We start from the raw sequence: 18,763 nt of genomic DNA, 5'->3' as shown, positions 1-18,763 counted from the left end.
TCACTATAACCAAGGTAAACGCCACGAGTGAGTGCTGGATCTCTGCTCTTTGCGTGGTTATAGTTAGTTATAGTTAATCAAAAGAGGCCGCCATGACCCGCTCTTACAGCTACCGCCCGATGACCCGCGCCATCTACCAGGCCGCCCTGGCTGCGTTGAAGAGCCAGCACCCATGGTTGGTCAAGCAAGTGGTGGAGCCCGCCCCTGGCCACTTGGCGGTGCTGGCGCATTTCGTGGGCCAATGTGAGCTGCTGATGAAGCCGGCCGACTACCGCCACCTGCCGCTCTTTTGCGCCACAAACCAGCGCGACAAGCTCAGCTTGCGGGTGGAGCTGGTGGGCGCCAGTATCAACAGAGACAGGGCTTTGTTGGATCTGATCGAGGCCGCCCGACATGCAGCCCAACAACATTGCCCGGTTTGCTCGGCGCCGGTGATTGGCGGCGATGCGAACACAGGCCAGGGAGTGCGCTGCAAGCAGCACGAGGCCACCATCGGGCTCTTCGCAGAAGACCTGAGGCGCAATCACAAACTGGCTGTAGCTGCAGGGCTGCTGCCGGCCGCCACCAAGCCCGAGAAGTCAGTTCGTGGTGAGCCGCTCGATCCGTCCATCGACAACGCCGTTCAAGCGCTGGTGCAGTCGCTGCCAGACATGACGCACCCGGCAGCGGTGCCGGAGCAACCCGCCCTACAAGCACCTCGGGCAACATCTCAGATCGCGTTTCTGGACGCTGCAGGTCTGCGCAGCTTCGTCGATCGCCACCGCGCCAAGCCCGACGAAAAGGCCAAGCGAGCGCAGTACATCGCCGAACGCATCCGGGCCGCTGGCCACGAACGCCGCAAGCTGGGCGAACTGCCCGATGACTGGACACAGCTGATCGAAGACTTCCAGCGCGACTTCCCCAACTTCGCTGAACTGGCCGAGGTGCTGCACGACCATTTCGCCTTGCATGCGATGGGCGATGGTCGCGTGGCTTGGGCGCCCATCTTGCTGGTCGGCCCCGCAGGTATTGGCAAGACGGAGGCAGCTCGCTGGCTTGCCGCTCGCCTGAACCTACCTTTCCGCGTGATCGACATGGCCAGCACGCAGTCAAGCGCGCCTTTGGCTGGGTCGGAGTCGTTTTGGTCGAACTCGGAGCCAGGCGTGGTATTTGAACTACTGGCCTACCAGCCACTGGCGAATCCGGTGATCGTGCTGGACGAGCTCGACAAGTCCGACCAGCAACGTCAGTACGACCCGCTCGCTGCGCTCTATACCCTGCTGGAGCCTCGCAGTGCACGCGACTTCATCGACCTCTCGATCCGCGATTTCGCCATCGACGCCAGTCACGTGAACTGGGTTGCCACGGCCAACAGCACCGAAGGCATCCCGGCACCGCTGCTGTCGCGCATGACGGTGCTTCAGGTGCAGGCCCCAAACGCTGAGCAAGTGGCTCACATCGCCCAGCAAATCTATGGACGCATGCGGGCGGAGAGCCCCTGGGGATCGATCTTTGCGCCGAAGCTGGATGAACAGGTGGTGGAGGAGCTGAAGGGCTTGCCGCCGAGAAGCTTGGGTTTGGCTCTGAAACGCGCCCTGGGGCGGGCAGCACGGGAAGAGCGAGATCACATTCGAGTCAGCGACCTGCCGGACATGTCCAGCCCAAATCGCAAGCCGATCGGGTTCATTGTATGAGACCGCTCCAAGGCGAACTAACAGTACGAGTGTGAGCGTTTCAGCGCAGTGGCCCTGTCTGGCAGACCAGCAGCGCTGGCAGACACGATGCGACATTCGGGCTTGAGTGCCAGTCAGCGCTTAAAGGCGCTGGGGGCGCAGCGCAGTCCACCCTTCTCGGAGTGGGCGGATCGGCACGCAGCCGCCACGTGAAGAACAAAACAGAAAATTTCTTCAGCGGTCGCGCGGGATACGAACTGACGCCAGAAATCTAACCTTTCGACTGTTGCCGATGTGCGCAACGTCACCATTGAAAGGTTTCCTATGTCTAAGTCTTCTGCCAAGTCCACCCCGATGACCAGCCAGGCAGCCGCTCGCATCCAGTCGTCTACCGCAAAGGCCAACGGCGGGCAAGTGCCAGCTGGTAGCTTCGCTGCGCGGGCACAGAGCGCCGCTGCCACGAATCAAAGCGGCGCCAAGGGCTCGAAGTAACCGGAGCTGAGCCTGGCGCCAGCGATGGCGCCAGGCCTGAAGTTGAACATGAGATACAGCAACGACAAGACGGTCTCCGCCCTGGTGCGGACACTGGTCCGCTCAGGTTGGCAGTACGTGAACGGCAAAACACATGGCAAGCTAGTCGCGCCGAATGGCCGCAGGCTTGCGGTGCCGGGAACTCCGAGCGACTGGCGGGCCAACCTGAATTTCCGCAGGGACATTCGCCGCATCGCCGCGATCAAGTGACCATGACAAGACAACAACCTCCGTACCCCAGATTCGGCGAATGCATCTCGGCCTTGGCCGGAGCAATTGACGCCAACAAGACCGGCAGCGACGTTGGACGCTTGGCCCGAGAGGGCGATTTCGACTGGGAGCGTTTGGATACGGTCATCGCCGACCTACTCGTTGACAGCAGTGCAACAGTCGTTGGCGATCCCGCCCACCAAATCTTTGCGCGCTGGGTCTCCTCGGTTCTGTCCGCCTACACCCGGCTGGTGCTAGGCGTGTCACTGGATACCCTGGGACGCAACGATGCACTTCCGGTCTTGGTCCAGCATTTCTTTGCCCCAGCCGGCGGAGAACTGCTGCAGCAAGTCAGCGCCGAGATCCCAGGCCCTGATTTGCAGCGCTTGCTTGCTGACAGCCAGCAGCCACTGCAGGTGACATTCGAATGGCTGGACTGTGCTGTCGGAGGTCCCGTAGAGAAACTGCTGTATCCGGGAAGTACTGGATCGGCTCGGGTTGAGCAGGAAAAGGTACGAAAGTGGCGTACCGGCACCGACATTCCTTCAGCGCAAAGCGTCAAGCTGTTCTACCGAAGGTTGATCGAATGCTGGAAGCCGATCCCCGCTTGCCCTGTTTGGCTGATGATTGCCTCTGCTTTGTCGAGGCTGGAAAGGCAATCTGCGACACCGCTGCGGTCGTTGATGCTCCCGTATGCGCAAGGGAGCACTCCGCCCGGAAGGCCCGTAGAGGAGCTGCTTTCAGAGTTAGTCGTCCGCGTTGGACAGACATGGCCCGAACTCGCTGAACCTGGCCGTCAGCTTTGGCACGACCTCCGCCGCACGTCGGCAAAGCAGCCTGGCGATCAAGAGCGCACATGGCAGCAAATCGAAGCACTGGAGCGACTGGCCACAACCAGCGACCCAGAGGGCCGCACCTCTTATCACTACAGCTGGATGAAAGGCCGCTGGCATGTGCTGTCCGGGCAGTATCAAGAAGCGCTCCCGCACTACAAGATGGCGTTCGAGCAGGCGTGCTACCGAGCGGGGCACCAAGTCAAAGACATCATTTCCGAAGCATCATGCTTGTCGGCATTTCTACCGAAGGAACGGGTGTTCCTGAAGCAGCTCAAGCACGCGGGCATCACCCTCGGGCTGTACCGCAAGCCTGAAGCCGGATCGGTTCTCGAAGATTGGGAACTTGATCAGCTCGCGCTGCAGCTACCGCTCGAATTTCCAGCATGCGGACGATTCGCGGAATGCCAGCAAGATCTTGCAGATGAGCCCATTCAAGGGTGGCTTTTCATCGACCGTGACGCTATTTCCAAATTGAAGCCCGACCTCAAGACACCGAGCCGCGTACGGGCAGTGCATTCTGCAGATGGGCAGGTTCGCCGCTGGCCACAGTTGCGCCTGTTTGCTTCGTTTGGGCTTGTTGAGCAAGTCGAAGATCTGCTCGACGCGGGGGCCTCGGTAGACGACCTGGACAGCTCAAATGCATCCGCACTGCTCTGTGCACTTCAGCACGCAGAACAGACGGGGAGGCGCGAGGTACTGGACCTGCTTTTGGACAAGCCCCATCAACGTGCCACGATCAATGCGGTTACCCGGCGAAAGCAACTAACGCCATTGATGTGCGCGATCGATTTGGGGCTACCGGATGTCGTCGAGACCCTGGTCATGCAAGGAGCAGATGTTGAGCAGCGCGCGTTGACCGACAGCCAGTCACCGCTGTACTACCTGGTGAGCCGGTTGTCTGGCAGGGTGAACCCAACGCGGATGCTGGTCACTCTGACTGCGCGAATGATGCAGGAGCCAGACTTGGTGCTTCAGGACACCTTACGACGATTCGGCGTCGGAGTCGCAGGCGCCTTCGGTTCAAACTCAGCCGCTTTGCGCTCGCATCAAGAACTGGCAATTGCTGTGGCCAAGGCACTGGTTGACCAGCACGTGTCAAGGCAATCCGTTTCCAAGTTGATGCGAATCGCCGCAACAATTCTGGACGCAGGAGCCAACCCGAATGCATCTCACAAATACCCTGTTCCTGGCCGAACTCCGCTGATGCTGGCGGCTGAAAGCGACTTGCCCGAGCTGTTTGATTTGATGATCCAACGTGGTGGTGATCCACTCAGGCCAGATGCACACGGGCAAGACAGTTGGCAGATCGCGCGCGCCTTTCAGTCAAGGCGGGTACTGAACTACCTGAGTCGAAGTTCTTGTTGACGCCAGGCCCTTGGCATTTGCGCCTCTGGGCTCGGGGCTGTGACAGTAAGCACATCGGACGATTACGGTAATTACCGTAATTACGGTAGCCGTTGCTCGCCGTCAGTCCCGCTGGTGCGCCTGACCACACGCGTGGCAGAACCACGTGCGCTGCCACCGGCGCTTCGCGGCACTGTATGCCTTCGCCTGGGTACGCCAGCCCTTCATCAGCAGCCAGCCCAGCACGATGAGTCCCAAGCCGACAGCCGCTTGCTTCCAGTTGTAGCTCAGGCCCGCCAAACCGACGTACACGCACTCACGTGCCAACAACGGGCAAACCGTCATCGACATGTAGATGATGATGCCGCCTATCCCATAGGCTCCAATGAACGGCAGCGGTGATGGCGGCGCAGGTGGGGCGCAGTGCTGGGCCAACGCCGTGGACTGGGAGCCCTGGCTACTGCCTTGGACGAACTGACCATCTGAGGTGACCGCCGTGTGCGTTGCGTGGAACTGCTGCGTGCCGCCCGCATGCACAACGGCCATCGGCTGGATGTGCGTGCTGCCGCAACTCGGGCATTGCATCGACATGCTCAGCCCTCCGAACCTTCGGTGTTGACGGTGCAGGTCAGCGTGGCTTCGACGCCCTCCATGCCCGCCGACAACACGCCGACCTTGGTCAAACGGCCATAGGTCTTACCGTCCTTACCCAGCTTCAGCGAGGCGGACTTCGCAAGTTGCTGGACCGTGATGCCGGGCAAGTAGCTGCGGTAGGTTTGCTCACCCCCGTCACGTGACACCGCTACCTTGCGGACGCGGACCCCATAGACGTTGACGGGCTCGGCGAGCGTGACCGGCGTGACGCCTTGATCTGGATTCCACCCCGATAGCTTGAGCATGGACTCAGCCAATTCAAATCGTGGACCGATGGCCGCGCAGCCCAGCGCCTGTTCGAGTTGCGCCTTGCTCTTGGCGTCCACGGGCTGCGATGCTCCGTTGCTGGAAACAAGAGGCACGGTGGGCTTGATGGGCGCATTGGTGTCGTACCCCACCAACCAAATATTGGTCGGTGCGCCCGGCTGCCAGCCTGTGTCGAGCACCAGTTGCTGGACAAACCCCTGGAAGGCGAGCTGCTGCCGCTCGCTGATCGGCTGCCGGTCGGGGATGGCCAGCATGGGCGGCTTAGGGCCAACGGTACGGACATTTCCGCTGTGGTCAACCGCCATCTGTTGCATAAAGAGGTGCAAATTGGCGGCATTGTTCGCTGCAAAGCTGACTGACTGACCCCAGCAGACCGAAAAGCCCGGCACTACCTCTGATTTGCTCTTGCTCCACCAAATCGTGGCGGTTGCCGACCAGCAGTCGCTCCGGGACCAGTCCGTCACCGTGACGGCCACACGGGGAAAGTGCGTCTTTGCCGTACCGTCGTAGGGATGCTTGCTGAAGATACCGGCCAAACGCGTCGTGCGGACGCTTGGCAAGGCGGCACCTTTTTGGCGCTCAAAGTTGTCGGGGGTGGCGGTTTGAGCAGACTGGACCTGGGCGCCCAGTGAGAGCCGAACCTTGGTTGATCCGTCCGGTTGCGCTTGGGTGGTTACGCACCCTGAAAGCGTCTGAATCAGAGCCAGTACGCAGATGGATGTCATCGAGCGCTGGCTGGACGCCTTGCGATGACTGCGTGACGTCACGTAGCCTGTGGTGTGGAGTCGTCGCAAGCCTTCCATGATCTCGTTTCCCTCTCGAATGTTATCTATAGACACGTGTCAATAGTGTACATATTCGGAAGACTCGCTGTCCATGAGACCGAGTCGAAACCAGTCGTTGATCGAAGCCTTGGGGGTGGAGATCAAGGTGCGCCGCTTAGAACTCGGCTTGTCGCAGGAGGACCTGGCTGGGCGCTGTGAGTTGGATCGGCCCTACATCACCTTGATCGAGAGCGGGCGGAAGCAGCCCACCATCAGCGTGCTGCATCGGCTGGCTGGAGCTTTGGAGTGGTCGCTTGCGGAAATGTGTGGCCGCGTCGAGGTGCGCTACCAGGCAATGGCAGCGTGATTGGCACAACCTGACGTGCTGCGATGGGTAGCGTCAGAGCTTGAGCAGCACGGCGTAGGCCCCAATGGCAGCAAGAGATGCTGCGCATGCCACGGTTGCCAAGGTCACCTTGACCTTGTCGAGGATGGGTACCGGTGAGTCATCCTCCTCTGATTCAGAGGATGTCGAGAAGGGCAGATACAGAAGCCCCCCCAAGCCCAGTGCGGCCAACAGGTGCGTCTTGTATGGCCAGCCCGCGTGAAACATGCCCGCCGTCAGAAGGCAAAGCCCAGCGCAGCAAGCAGCGATGATCGCCCAGGCCCGCAAACGCTCACCCTTTGAGGCGGGCGCGAGGGGAACATCGGACGTGAGGCGCATCGACATGATGATCGCTGCCGCCATGGCAATGCCTTGTGTCGCGGCAATCACGGCAAGCTGATTCAATGCGCTCTCTCCGGCCAGAAGTAGTCAAAGGTGGATGACGCGCCGGTCGCCCCGACCGCAGCCCCCACGAACATCATGACACCGACCACCCAGCCTGCTGGGTTGCTGGCCATCGCGACAACGCCAACCGTGGCCACAGCACCACCCGCGAAACCACCCGCAACCGTGGTGCCCTCTTTGGCCGCCTGACGAGGCTTGTCTTCAGCAGTGGCAACGTTGTAGACGGCGAACGCGAGGGTCGCCACCAGAAAAACTCGTCCCGCAGCGCCGTACAGCTTCACGCGCATGTTGACGCCATGATTGGACTTGCCTGCGCTCTCAACGATCTGCACCCAAACCTTTTCCTTTTGCGCAGAGGTCAACGACTCGAATGGCCGACCGAACAATTCCTTGGCCTTATGGCTTTGCATGTAGTCCAGAGGAAGTCCCGAGGCCTTCATGTCCTTTGACAAGGCCAGACCGAAGTCGGTGATCCTGGCTCGCGTCAGTTCCATGATCTGATTGCGAATGGCATTGGCCGTCTTGGCCGCTTCGTGCGGGGTGATCTTGCCCTCTTTCACGAGCTGGATCAGTTCTGCCCTGGCAGCGGCCGTCTTGCGGGTGTAGTCGGCGCGCGCAGGTGGGTCTTTGATGATGCTCTCGGCAAACGCAGCAGAGGCCGTTTCCATGCCCTGAAGCGCCATTGCAAGCTCGTTGCCTTGTACTTGCGCTGGCGTCGTGTCGCTCTTGACCGTGGACTGAGATTTTTGGGTCGTGATGACCCTGAGTGCTGGGCCGTTAGCCATTGATTGCTTCCCCCAGGATTTCACAAGTCACTTCGGCAGCGGAGCTGCCTGTGGGGATCGCGGAGGTTTGCCCCTTCTCATCGGTCACGCCTTCAATGACCTGATCCTTCCAACGCAGACGGTACGGCTGCTTGGCCAAGGGCATGTCGGTCAAATCGCACCTCAGCACAAAGCGATGGTCGAACAAGGCCTTGATCGCTTCGTTGGCTTCTTTGGCAGCCGCTACACCTGAAATGGCGGTCGCGGCTTGCCAACCAGGGCTGGGGTTTGATGAGCCGCCGCCTTCACCCACACGGGAGACAGCCTGGCTGGATATCAGCACAGCGCCACATGCGCAAAGATCACCGTGTCGAGCAACTGGGGCACCATCCACGATCATGGTCGGATCACCTGTCACGATGACGGTGGTGCCATGGCCCTTCTTCGGGCAAGTGACTTGGTCGCCGACGCGCGCCAATCGCTTTCCATGGGTGTCTGTGGTTTGCGTGGACCCAATGACCACGCCACCATGGCTGGTCTGGTCGCCCATCACGATGAATGGCCTCATTGCTTCCCCTGTCATTTTTTTGGGCGAATCTAGCAGACCTGATCACCGCCTCAACGTCTCGCCGAGTAACAAAGCGTTGCCTAACTACCTCCATTTCGTCGTCCTGTGGCTTGTCCACAGAAGTGGCGCCCCCACTACCAGTTGAGCTATCTGAACGCTATCAGAGCCCCTATCTGTACAGAGTAGGGGCGATCTATCGAACACGCTCGGGGTGATCTATCGAGGAAAGGCTGCCGTCAGCAGGGGTGATCTATCGAGATCTGGCAGGGGCGATTTATCGTGGACAACTTCGGCTGTCCACGACCTTGTCCACATCAACCGAGCTTCTTGGCCAGATCTTCGGCGCGGGGGTGGTAGTAACGCTTGAGCATGCGCAGGTCTTTGTGGCCAGTGACCGCCGACAGCTCCAGAACGTTTGTCAGCTTCTCTGCCAAGCGCGATGCGGCCTCATGGCGAGTGTCGTGGAAATGAACGTCTTCAAGAAAGCCCGCAGCAGGTCGGCGCTTGGCTTGTTTGCAGTCGGCACGGTATTGCTCTTGAGCGCGCTCAATGGCTCGGGCAAAGCCCTTGCGCAATGCCAATGCAGTGGTTGGAAAGACAGGGCCGCTCCGTTGGGGTTCTTCGATGTCACGGTCCTCTTCGTCAACCTCTGGCAGAGGCAGCGCCTGAAGGATGGCGACGGCCCGCGTGGACAAGGGTACCGTTCTGGGATCACCGTTCTTGGTGTCGGGCAAGTGGGCGGTCTGGCGCTTGAGGTCCACGTTCTCCCACGTGAGCGATAGCAGCTCACCACGTCGCATGGCGGTTTCGATCGCCAGTTTGACCAATGGTAGCAGCCAGGGGTTGCGGGCGCCCTTGCTGAACGTGCCATCGGCCAGGCGCTCACCCCCTGTCAGGGCGGCCAGGAGGTAGGTTTCCTCCTCCGCTGAAAACCGGCGATCACGAGCCCGCGCCTTCTCGGGGCGTTTGATCAGTGGGATCGGGTTTTCAACATGCACCCCCCATTCGCGACGGGCATGGTTGAAGACGGCAGACAGCACATCAATCTCGCGATTGACGGTGGCGCCACCGACCTGCTTGAGTCGCCGGTCGCGCCAACTGGCCACGGCACTGCTGGTGACCGCCGACATCTTGAGCTTGGGCAGGGTCGCGTCTTTCATGATGACGTCGATCTTCACGGATTCGATGTCGGCCGATTTCTTGGACGGCGTGACCTCTGTTTGATAGCGGCGCAGAATGGCTCCGAGGGTGTTCTTCTCAGCCTCGCGCCGATCCACGACGCCACCCGTGTCGGCGGCACGCTCCAGCTCACGAACCCACTTCTCGGCGTCCTCCTTGTAGGAGAAGGTGCGTGACTGCGCGGGGTAGCCCTTGCGCCGCACCTTGGCTTGCCACTGCAATTCGCCGCGCTTCGTGATCGTGCCCATGTCTCTTGTGTCCCAAATTTGTCCCAATTAATGCTGGGACAGCTTAGAGCATCAGTGGATACAGGGCAAGTGCCTAGCGTTCGGGACGTAGAGGCCGGAGGTTCGAATCCTCTCACCCCGACCAGTTTCCCTTGAAAACCAAGGAATCACAGAGCCCCGCACTGCGGGGCTTTGTCGTTTCCGGGACCATGCTTCCCGCCGTGTTTCCGCTCGTTCCGAGCCGCGACGCCCTCGTCCAAGCACCTCGCGCTGTCAACGCGTGAGGCAGCGCTCGAACAGCACATTGTCCTGAGGCCCCGGCACCCGGGGTGCCCAGGTTCACCGCACCCTGTCAGGGCGCATGCCAGAAGCCCGCTCCGTGACAAAGTGGGCAAAAAGCCATTCCGTGCGCCGAAAGACCTTACACATGTAACGGTTCGTGCCGATAGCCACCCCAGGTGAATGTGTCGCACCTTCTTCCCGGCGTTGCTTCGTGCAAACGGAGCGAGGCGGGAAGGGCTGTCGCGCTGCTCATGGCTGGGATGCCGCGTTCGCCTGTGGATGCTCTGAAGACCTGTCCGCCCTGCCTTGCGCCTGTGCAGTGTCCAGGAGCGGTTCGATTTGTCTTTTCAAGGAACGCAAGCATGTCTCTTCTTCGAGGTCTCAGCCTGAGCGCGCGGCTGTACGTGGTGTCCTTTGCCCTCATCGCCGCCCTCGTCGCGGTCACGGCCAGCGCCTGGCATCAGCTCAGTGAGGTCCGTGATCTCACTTACCGTACCGGCAAGGTGAAGGTGCTGCAACTGGCCCTGATCGCGAGCACCGAGTTGAAGGTGTCGCAGGCGCTGTCCGACATCCGGCGGGCCATGCTGGCCAAGAGCCCGGAAGAGATCGACGCCGCCGCGCAGGCAGTGCAACTCAAGCGCAAGCAGATCTCGAAGAACGATGCCGATTTCCTGGCAGAGATCACCGAGCAGGCAGGGCGCGACGCGTTCAAGCGGGATTGGCTGGACCTTCAGGAAGTGTCCTGGCCAGTTGCCGAGAAGAACCTGGCGCTGGTGAAGGCTGGCCAGCATGATGAAGCCCGCACCATGCTGGCAGAGACCACCACGCCCCAGTTCGCCAAGATCCAGAAATGGCTGAGCGAAGAGCGGGATCGCCAGATCAAGGTTCTCGAGGGCGATGTGGCGGCCATTGGATCCAATGTGGAAAACACCCGTCTGCAGCTGTCAGCGTTCGTCGCTGCGGTGGGCTGTGGTCTGGTGGCCTTCTCGTGGTTCATGGCGCGGTCGTTGCGCCGGCGTGTCGCGCAGGCCCAGGTCGTGGCCGACCGCGTGAAGGAGGGCGATTTCTCCGTTCCGGTGCTCGACGATGTACGTGACGAATTCAGCCCGCTGCTGACCACCATGGCGGACATGCAGGCCTCGCTGACGGAAGTGGTGGCCCAGGTCCGCGAGAACGCGGAAGGCGTGGCCACGGCCAGCGCCGAGATCGCACTCGGCAACCAGGACCTGAGTCAGCGCACCGAGGAGCAGGCCAGCGCACTGCAGCAGACCTCTGCCACCATGAGCCAGCTCGGGGTCACCGTGCGCAACAACGCCGACAGCGCCCAGCAGGCCAACGTGCTCGCGCAAGGCGCCACCTCGGTGGCGGCCGAGGGCGGCGAGGTGGTTGGCAAGGTCGTTTCCACGATGCAAGGCATCAGCGACAGCAGCCGCAAGATCGGCGACATCATCGGTGTGATCGATGGCATCGCGTTCCAGACCAACATCCTCGCGCTGAACGCCGCGGTCGAGGCGGCCCGCGCGGGCGAGCAGGGTCGCGGCTTTGCCGTGGTGGCGTCCGAGGTGCGCACCCTGGCGCAGCGCAGCGCCGAGGCGGCCAAGGAGATCAAGACCCTCATTGGCCGGAGCGTCGAGCAGGTGGAGCAAGGCACCGTGCTGGTCGATCAGGCCGGCAAGACCATGGACGAGATCGTGGGTTCGATCAAGCGCGTGAGCGATATCGTGGCCGAGATCACGTCGGCCAGTGCCGAGCAGAGCTCGGGCATCCAGCAGGTCAGTGGCGCGGTCGGCCAGATGGATCAGGTGACGCAGCAGAACGCAGCTCTGGTGGAACAGAGCGCTTCGGCGGCCGAGAGCCTGAAGGGCCAGGCTCAGCAGCTCGTGCAGGCGGTGGCGGTCTTCAAGCTCTCCCGCAAGGCGACGGCCAGCCCGGTGCCTGTCGCCCGCCGCGCCGCCGACAGGCCGGTCGCCCGGGCCGCAGCAACCGCCCCGGCACCTACCCCGGTCAGCGCCCCCGTCAAGGCGGGCAGCGACGACTGGGCTTCGTTCTGATCACTGCGCCGGCGTTCCCCACGCGAACGACGCCATCGACAGCGATCCGTGGGTGATGTCGGCGTCCAGCATGAAGGGCGCTTCGTCCGCATCCCGGGCGCCGAGCGCCACCAGCAGGGGCAGGAAGTGCTCCTCGGTCGGGTGGGCCCGTGCGGCGTGGGGCGCCTGCTGGCGGTAGTCCATCACCGCCTTGTCATCGGCACGCGCCACGGCGTCGCGCACCCAGGCGGCAAACGCCTCGACATAGGGCACAGGGGCGGCGTCATCCGCCCACTGTACGTCGCGCAGGTTGTGCGTCATGCTGCCCGAGCCGACGACCGCGATGCCTGCGTCCCGCAAGGGCGCCAGAGCCTGGCCGAGTCGCCAGGCATCGGCCGTGCCGAAATGGATGGGCAGCGAGACTTGAAACACCGGCAGCGGTGCACGCCCATCGGACCCCACCGGCAGCAGGTGCATCAGCGGCACCCAGGCACCGTGGTCCAGCCCGCGTTGCTCGTCGCCCTGCACGGCATGACCGGCGCGGGCCAGCGCCTGCACAGCCTGGCTGGCGTAGGGCAGGGGATCGGGAACCGGGTACTGCAGGCGATACAGCGCGGGCGGGAAGCCGCCGAAGTCGTGGACCGTTTCTGGCTGGCGTGACAGCGTGACCGCCAGCTCGCGGGTCTGCCAGTGCGGCGACACCACCAGGACGGCCTTCACATCCCGCCATGCCTGGCCCAGCGCCGTGAGGGCGGGGCCCAGGCGGCCAGGATCGATGGCGAAGGTGGGTGAGCCGTGCGAGACGAAAAGGACAGGGGCGCGAGCAGTCATGCGTTGACTGTAGTGCGTGCGCCCCCATGCTCAGGACACCGCTGCTGACGGCTTCATTGCAAACTTTTGAATGCCCCGCTGCCAGCGCGACAGCGACAGCCCCTCGGTGTCGATGGCCGGGCGCCGTCCGGTCACCAGATCGGCCACCACCTGCGCCGAGCCGCACGCCATGGTCCAGCCCAGCGTGCCGTGGCCGGTGTTGGTCCACAGGTTGTCGATCGCGGTCGCCCCCACCAACGGGGTGCCGTCGGGCGTCATCGGGCGCAGCCCCGTCCAGAACTGCCCGTCCGACAGGGTGCCGCCGCCCGGGAACAGGTCGTTGACCACCTTTTCCAGCGTGGCGCGGCGGCGCGGGTCCAGCCGCATGTCCAAGCCGGCCAGCTCGGCCATGCCGCCCACCCTCAGGCGCCGATCGAAGCGTGTCACGGCCACCTTGTAGGTTTCATCCAGCACCGTGGACACCGGGGCGCGGGCTTCGTCGGCCAGCGGCACTGTGAGCGAGTAGCCCTTGACGGGGTACACCGGCAGATCCAGCCCCAGACCCTGCAGCAGCGGCCGGCTGGCGCAGCCCAGCGCCACGACGACATGGTCCGCGCGCAGTGACTCGTCCGAGGTCTGGACGGCCCGCACGCTGTGGCCTTGCACCTCAAGGCCCTCCACCTGCACCCCGAAGCGAAAACGCACGCCCATCGCCTGAGCCTGCCGCGCCAATTCGGTGGTGAACAGGTGGCAGTCGCCGGTTTCGTCATTGGGCAGCTGCAGCCCACCCGAGAGCCGCTCGCGCACGCCGTGCAGCGCGGGCTCGGCCGTGTGCAGTTCATCGCGGGACAGCAGGCGATGGGGCACGCCCAGGTCGCGCAGCACGGCCACGTCGCGCTCGGCCGCAGCCAGCTGGGCTGCGGTCCGGAACACCTGCAAGGTACCCAGGCTGCGGGCCTCGTACTGCAAACCCAGTTCGGCGCGCAGCATGCGCAGCTGATCGCGGCTGTACTCGGCCAGGCGCATCATGCGGGTCTTGTTGACCGCATAGCGGTCGGCGCGACATTGCCCCAGCATCTGCAGCATCCATTGCCACTGGAACAGCGTGCCATCGGGCCGGATGGCGAGCGGGGCATGACGCTGACACAGCCACTTCATGGCTTTGAGGGGAATGCCCGGGGCCGCCCACGGCGTTGCGTAGCCGGCCGATACCTGGCCTGCGTTGGCAAAGCTCGTCTCCAGCGCCACCCCCGGCTGGCGCTCCAGCACCGTCACCCGGGCGCCCGCCCGGGCCAGACTCCAGGCGGTGGTGGTGCCGATCACCCCGCCTCCCAGCACGATCACGTCCATCTCACAGCCCTCCTGGCCGCTCGGGCCCCAGGACTTCACTGTAAGGAACACCGGGCAGGATTTCCGCTGTATTGCTTGTGGAGGCGCGGCGAATGCAGTGAAAATCACTGCCACAGAACGCCATACGGGAGAAAGCCACCATGACGCGTGAACTGGACCGGCTTGACCGCCGCATCCTGGCGCACCTTCAGCGCGAAGGCCGCCTGTCGATGACCGAACTGGCCGAGCGTGTCGGCCTCTCGCCCACCCCTTGCACCGAGCGCGTGCGCCGTCTCGAGCGCGAGGGCGTGATCACCGGCTACCACGCTCGCCTGAACCCGGCCGCGGTCGGGCAGGCGATGCTGGTGTTCGTGGAGCTCAAGATGGCGATCAAGTCCGACGAGGTGTTCAACCAGGTCAAGGCCCAGATCGGCCACGTGCCCCATGTGCTCGAGTGCCACCTGGTCACCGGTGATTTCGACTTCCTGGTGAAGGCCCGCATTGCCGAGATGTCGCAGTACCGTCGCCTGCTGGGCGAGATCCTGCTCAAGCTGCCCGGTGCCACGGAGTCACGCAGCTACATCGTCATGGAAGAGATCAAGGAGACCCTGATCCTGCCGGTGGAGGCGTGAACGCCCGGGCGCTCATTCGCTGCAGTGCAGGTAGCCTTCGATCGCCTCGTCCCAGGCGTGCTCCTTGTCGAGCTTTTCGTTCAGCGGGCCGGGGGCCGGATGCCCCTCGAGCGCGGCCCGTGTCGCACCCAGGCCATGCTCGACCATGTACTGCGGGAAATAGGCCGGAGGGCCGACCCGCCGCACCATGGCGCACATCTGCTGCATGGCGGGTCTGGACGCGCCGATCTGGCGCAGGTAGGCGCGGAAGTCGTCGCTCAGGTGGCCGTCGATGGCCATGCGCATGACGGAGACGGCCTGATGCGCCGATGCGTCCTTCACACGCAACTGGTCATAACGCCCGTAGACCCCCGCCAACACGAACATGTTGGCCGCTGCGGGGAAGGTGGCCCGCTCACGCGCACACTGGACGACCCCCAGGTAAAGCTCCGGCGGGGTGTGGGAGTTCTTCAGTCGCAGGCCCTGCAGACACGGCACGGCGCTGGACGGCACAGCCGGTGGCTGCCCGATGGGCTCCGCGTGGGCGATGGCCATGCCGGCCGACAGAAGCAACAGGGGGAGCAGGCGGGTGGGGCGCATGATGAGAGCCTCGGTGGTCGGTTGAACCGACAGGGGAGGACGCTTTCATCGTAGGCGCGTGCCGGCCCGGGGGGCTTGTTGCAACGCAAGGGCGGCTGGGGGGGCGGGCGCTCGCAGCGTGCGCCAAAGCAAAAAGCCTTGCAGGTCTTCGACATGCAAGGCTTTTCAGGTGTTTGGTGGCGCTTCAGGGATTCGAACCCCGGACCTGCGGATTATGATTCCGTCGCTCTAACCGGCTGAGCTAAAGCGCCAACGAGACTGAAAGTATAGCCCGTTTTTTCGCGTCGGCGCAAGCCCCTCCCCGCTGTCTCGCGCCTGCCACACCGCACCAGCCGGCCTTGAGGCTCTTGAAATCCCCCGCACCGCCCTCACGTCTCGCTCCTGTCGGGGCCGGTCATGCCGGCCGGCCCGTGTTTCACCCTTGCGATCGACGCACAAGAACAGCCATGGACAAGACCACCCATTCCTTCCAGGCCGAGGTCAAGCAGCTGCTGCACCTCGTCACCCATTCGCTGTACTCGAACAAAGAGATCTTCCTGCGTGAACTGATCTCCAACGCCTCGGACGCCTGCGACAAGCTGCGCTTCGAGGCCCTGGACAACAGCGCGCTCTACGAAGACGCCCCCAACCTCGATGTGCGGGTGATCTTCGACAAGGCCAACCGCACGCTCACCATCCGAGACAACGGCATCGGCATGAGCGCGCAGGAAGCCATCGACCACCTGGGCACCATTGCCAAGTCGGGCACCAAGGAGTTCATGGGCCGCCTCTCGGGCGACCAGGCCAAGGATGCCCAGCTCATCGGCCAGTTCGGCGTGGGCTTCTACAGCGGCTACATCGTCGCCGACCGCATCACCGTCGAATCCCGCCGCGCCGGCCTCAAGCCGGAAGAAGGCGTACGCTGGAGCAGCGAAGGCACCGGCGACTTCGAAGTCGAGACGCTGACCAAGCCCGCCCGCGGCACCGACATCATCCTGCACCTGCGCGAAGGCGAGGACGAGTTCCTCACCGCCTGGAAGGTGCGCGGCATCATCGGCAAGTATTCCGACCACATCTCGCTGCCCATCCTCATGCAGAAGGAAGAGTGGGACAAGGACAAGGGCGAGTACGTCGTCAAGGACGAGTGGGAGACCGTCAACCAGGCCGCCGCCCTCTGGACCCGCAGCAAGAGCGACATCACCGAAGAGCAGTACCACGACTTCTACAAGCAGCTCAGCCACGACAGCGAAGCGCCGCTGGCCTACACGCACAACCGCGTCGAAGGCCGCAGCGAATACACCCAGCTGCTCTACATCCCGGCCAAGGCCCCGTACGACATCTGGAACCGCGACAAGCACGGCGGACTGAAGCTCTACGTCAAGCGCGTGTTCATCATGGACGACGCCGAGGCGCTGCTGCCCAACTACCTCCGCTTCGTCAAGGGCGTGGTCGACTCGGCGGACCTGCCGCTGAACGTCAGCCGCGAGATCCTGCAGGAAAGCCGCGACGTCAAGGCCATCCGCGAGGGCTGTACCAAGCGCGTGCTGTCGATGCTGGAAGACCTGGCTGGCAACGAAGACCAGGCCAAGCGCGACCAGTACGCTGCGTTCTGGAAGGAGTTTGGCTCGGTGCTCAAGGAAGGCATTGGCGAGGACTTCGCCAACCGCGAACGCCTGAGCAAGCTGTTCCGCTTCGCCTCCACGCATGACGAGTCGGGCGAGCCGTCGGTGTCCCTGGCCGACTACGTGGCGCGCATGAAGGAGGGCCAGGAGGCCATCTACGTGATCGCCGCCGACAGCCTGGCCGCTGCCAGGAACAGCCCGCAGCTCGAGGTCTTCAAGAAGAAGGGCATCGAGGTGCTGCTGCTGACCGACCGCGTCGACGAGTGGCTGCTGTCGCACCTGTATGACTTCGACGGCAAGCCGCTGCAGAACGTCACCAAGGGCGCGGTTGACCTGGGCAAGCTGGAAGACGAAGAAGAGAAGAAGAAGGCCGAAGAGGCGGCCGCTGCCTTCAAGCCGGTGCTGGATCGCTTGAAGACCGCGTTGGGCGAGCGCGCCAAGGACGTGCGCGTCACCACGCGCCTGGTCGATTCGCCTGCCTGCCTCGTGACCGAGTCGGGCGACATGAGCGCCCACCTGGCCCGCCTGCTCAAGCAGGCTGGCCAGAGTGCCCCCGAGGTCAAGCCCATCCTCGAGGTGAACCCGGACCACAGCCTGGTGCGCAAGCTGGAAGCCAGCGAGCACTTCGACGATCTGGCGCACATCCTCTTCGACCAGGCTCTGCTGGCCGAAGGTGGGCAACTCGAGGACCCGGCCGCGTACGTGCGCCGTGTCAACAGCCTGCTGACCACCGCGGTGGCCTGAGGCGGGCCGCCGGCCGTCGGGCCGGCGCCCGGCTAGCCCTGCCTCCGCGGGGCGCTGCCCGCGTCGGTGGCCAAGTCGTCGGCGTCGAGGGGCGCGGGCACCGAGTTCGCGGCCGGATCGATCCGGCTGTCGAAGGCGAAGAACGAGTCTGGCGCAAAGCCCGACTCGGCCCATCGCGCCGCCCGCTCTGCACGGCGTTCGCGCAGGCGCCGTGCCAGTTGGTCGCCTGCACTGACCAAGGGATCGGCCAGCGGGCTGTCCGGGCGGGACATCGGTCTGTGGGCTGCATCCGATGTGTGGCCCAACGCCCACGCGGCGAGCAGGGCGGGCTGGGGCCACTGGTCAGGCAGACACCGCAGGTAGCGCACCCGGCAGGTGGCCAGCACGGCCTCTTTCAGGCGCAGCGCGCGGGACTGGCTGCTCGTGTGGCCGCCGGGCGCTTCCAGATCGATGGCCGTGATGGCCGTGCCATTCGGGGTGCACACCAACAGAGATACCGTCAGCGGCTGAAGGCGCTCGTACCAGCGACGCACGTCACGCGGGTGGGCGGCCTGGCAGAAGCGAAGCAGGCTGACCTTGGCGAGGATGAGGTGCTGAGGCAGGGCGGCCCGCAGTTCGCGATACAGCGCCCGCTCGTGGGCGGTGAACAGCGGGCGAGGTTGCAGATCCCACTGTTCCGGCCAGCCGCGTTGCTGCCGTCTCATGGCGCGGGTGCGCAACCACCCGCCCAGCAGCATGCCCGGCACCAGACCGGCCAGCATGGTCAGGACGACCTGCATGGTTCCCACTTCAGCCCCGCATTGTTTTTCGGGATCGTAAGCGCGGTTCGCGTTCTACCCTATCCCTAGCAGGCTGCGGAAATACCCAACGGGCGCAGCTTCGCTGCTGACGCAAGGGCTCGTTTTTCGATGATGCGGGTCGACTCCGACGCCAAAACACCCCATTTCAAGCCCATTTTGGCCTGATCTGA

At 63.5% G+C, this 18,763-nt stretch carries 17 protein-coding genes, 1 tRNA gene and 1 pseudogene; 8 read left to right on the top strand and 11 right to left on the bottom strand.

The window, feature by feature from the left end:
* Positions 1-92 precede the first annotated feature (92 nt).
* From QZ709_RS15300 to QZ709_RS15285, 4 genes are all read left to right on the top strand, one after another.
* Positions 93-1,673, top strand: coding sequence for an AAA family ATPase (locus QZ709_RS15300; RefSeq protein ID WP_284465234.1), 1,581 nt, complete (start codon positions 93-95; stop codon positions 1,671-1,673).
* A 303-nt stretch (positions 1,674-1,976) separates the two neighbouring features.
* Positions 1,977-2,144 carry a hypothetical protein gene (locus tag QZ709_RS15295; protein ID WP_284465235.1) on the top strand — a complete coding sequence of 56 codons (168 nt, stop codon included), beginning with the start codon at positions 1,977-1,979 and terminating at the stop codon, positions 2,142-2,144.
* Positions 2,145-2,192: 48 nt separating this feature from the next.
* On the top strand, positions 2,193-2,393 hold the full coding sequence (locus QZ709_RS15290) for a hypothetical protein (RefSeq protein ID WP_284465236.1): 201 nt from the start codon (positions 2,193-2,195) through the stop codon (positions 2,391-2,393).
* Between the two features lie 2 nt (positions 2,394-2,395).
* Positions 2,396-4,594, top strand: a complete 2,199-nt coding sequence (locus tag QZ709_RS15285; protein ID WP_284465237.1) for an ankyrin repeat domain-containing protein — start codon at positions 2,396-2,398, stop codon at positions 4,592-4,594.
* Positions 4,595-4,696: 102 nt separating this feature from the next.
* Here QZ709_RS15285 and QZ709_RS15280 read toward each other — a convergent pair whose 3' ends face one another.
* Together QZ709_RS15280 and QZ709_RS15275 are read right to left on the bottom strand one after the other, a co-directional pair.
* Positions 4,697-5,164, bottom strand: coding sequence for a hypothetical protein (locus QZ709_RS15280; RefSeq protein WP_284465238.1), 468 nt, complete (start codon positions 5,162-5,164; stop codon positions 4,697-4,699).
* 2 nt (positions 5,165-5,166) lie between these two features.
* Positions 5,167-6,297: a hypothetical protein gene (locus QZ709_RS15275; RefSeq protein ID WP_284465239.1), complete on the bottom strand. Its 1,131-nt coding sequence runs from the start codon at positions 6,295-6,297 to the stop codon at positions 5,167-5,169.
* 97 nt (positions 6,298-6,394) lie between these two features.
* Between QZ709_RS15275 and QZ709_RS15270 the strand changes: the two genes are divergently transcribed.
* Positions 6,395-6,625 carry a helix-turn-helix transcriptional regulator gene (locus QZ709_RS15270; protein ID WP_235333949.1) on the top strand — a complete coding sequence of 77 codons (231 nt, stop codon included), beginning with the start codon at positions 6,395-6,397 and terminating at the stop codon, positions 6,623-6,625.
* Positions 6,626-6,658: 33 nt separating this feature from the next.
* Here QZ709_RS15270 and QZ709_RS15265 read toward each other — a convergent pair whose 3' ends face one another.
* From QZ709_RS15265 to QZ709_RS15250, 4 genes and pseudogenes are all read right to left on the bottom strand, one after another.
* Positions 6,659-7,048, bottom strand: a complete 390-nt coding sequence (locus tag QZ709_RS15265; protein ID WP_284465240.1) for a hypothetical protein — start codon at positions 7,046-7,048, stop codon at positions 6,659-6,661.
* Entirely contained in the window at positions 7,045-7,833 is a 789-nt protein-coding gene (locus tag QZ709_RS15260) for a hypothetical protein (RefSeq protein WP_294638255.1), read from the bottom strand. The genes QZ709_RS15265 and QZ709_RS15260 overlap by 4 nt, the downstream gene beginning before the upstream one ends.
* 295 nt (positions 7,834-8,128) lie before the next feature.
* Positions 8,129-8,380, bottom strand: a pseudogene (locus tag QZ709_RS15255) (PAAR domain-containing protein); the annotation flags it as partial.
* Between the two features lie 314 nt (positions 8,381-8,694).
* Positions 8,695-9,807 (bottom strand): site-specific integrase, encoded by a 1,113-nt coding sequence (locus QZ709_RS15250; RefSeq protein ID WP_284465242.1) that lies wholly within the window; start codon positions 9,805-9,807, stop codon positions 8,695-8,697.
* Positions 9,808-10,430: 623 nt separating this feature from the next.
* Here QZ709_RS15250 and QZ709_RS15245 point away from each other — a divergent pair.
* Entirely contained in the window at positions 10,431-12,119 is a 1,689-nt protein-coding gene (locus QZ709_RS15245; protein ID WP_294638254.1) for a methyl-accepting chemotaxis protein, read from the top strand.
* Here QZ709_RS15245 and QZ709_RS15240 read toward each other — a convergent pair whose 3' ends face one another.
* Positions 12,120-12,929 carry a class III extradiol ring-cleavage dioxygenase gene (locus tag QZ709_RS15240; RefSeq protein WP_294638253.1) on the bottom strand — a complete coding sequence of 270 codons (810 nt, stop codon included), beginning with the start codon at positions 12,927-12,929 and terminating at the stop codon, positions 12,120-12,122.
* A 30-nt stretch (positions 12,930-12,959) separates the two neighbouring features.
* Positions 12,960-14,258 carry a D-amino acid dehydrogenase gene (locus QZ709_RS15235; RefSeq protein WP_294638252.1) on the bottom strand — a complete coding sequence of 433 codons (1,299 nt, stop codon included), beginning with the start codon at positions 14,256-14,258 and terminating at the stop codon, positions 12,960-12,962.
* A gap of 140 nt (positions 14,259-14,398) precedes the next feature.
* Between QZ709_RS15235 and QZ709_RS15230 the strand changes: the two genes are divergently transcribed.
* Positions 14,399-14,869 (top strand): winged helix-turn-helix transcriptional regulator, encoded by a 471-nt coding sequence (locus tag QZ709_RS15230; protein WP_294638251.1) that lies wholly within the window; start codon positions 14,399-14,401, stop codon positions 14,867-14,869.
* Positions 14,870-14,881: 12 nt separating this feature from the next.
* On the opposite strand, the gene QZ709_RS15225 is transcribed toward QZ709_RS15230, so the two are convergent.
* The gene (locus QZ709_RS15225) at positions 14,882-15,448 is read right to left on the bottom strand and encodes a hypothetical protein (RefSeq protein ID WP_294638250.1); all 567 of its coding nucleotides are present in this window, start codon (positions 15,446-15,448) and stop codon (positions 14,882-14,884) included.
* Positions 15,449-15,622: 174 nt separating this feature from the next.
* Positions 15,623-15,699, bottom strand: a tRNA-Met gene (locus QZ709_RS15220).
* Between the two features lie 195 nt (positions 15,700-15,894).
* Between QZ709_RS15220 and htpG the strand changes: the two genes are divergently transcribed.
* A complete protein-coding gene (htpG, locus tag QZ709_RS15215; protein WP_294638249.1) occupies positions 15,895-17,793 on the top strand; it encodes a molecular chaperone HtpG in 1,899 nt (632 codons plus the stop codon).
* A 32-nt stretch (positions 17,794-17,825) separates the two neighbouring features.
* Here htpG and QZ709_RS15210 read toward each other — a convergent pair whose 3' ends face one another.
* The gene (locus QZ709_RS15210; RefSeq protein WP_294638248.1) at positions 17,826-18,572 is read right to left on the bottom strand and encodes a DUF2726 domain-containing protein; all 747 of its coding nucleotides are present in this window, start codon (positions 18,570-18,572) and stop codon (positions 17,826-17,828) included.
* Between the last annotated feature and the right edge of the window lie 191 nt (positions 18,573-18,763).

Origin of the sequence: uncultured Aquabacterium sp., assembly GCF_913773725.1 — a bacterium.
Lineage (GTDB): Bacteria > Pseudomonadota > Gammaproteobacteria > Burkholderiales > Burkholderiaceae_C > Aquabacterium.
Note: the sequence above shows the minus strand (reverse complement) of the source record. Positions and strands in the feature narration are given on the sequence as shown.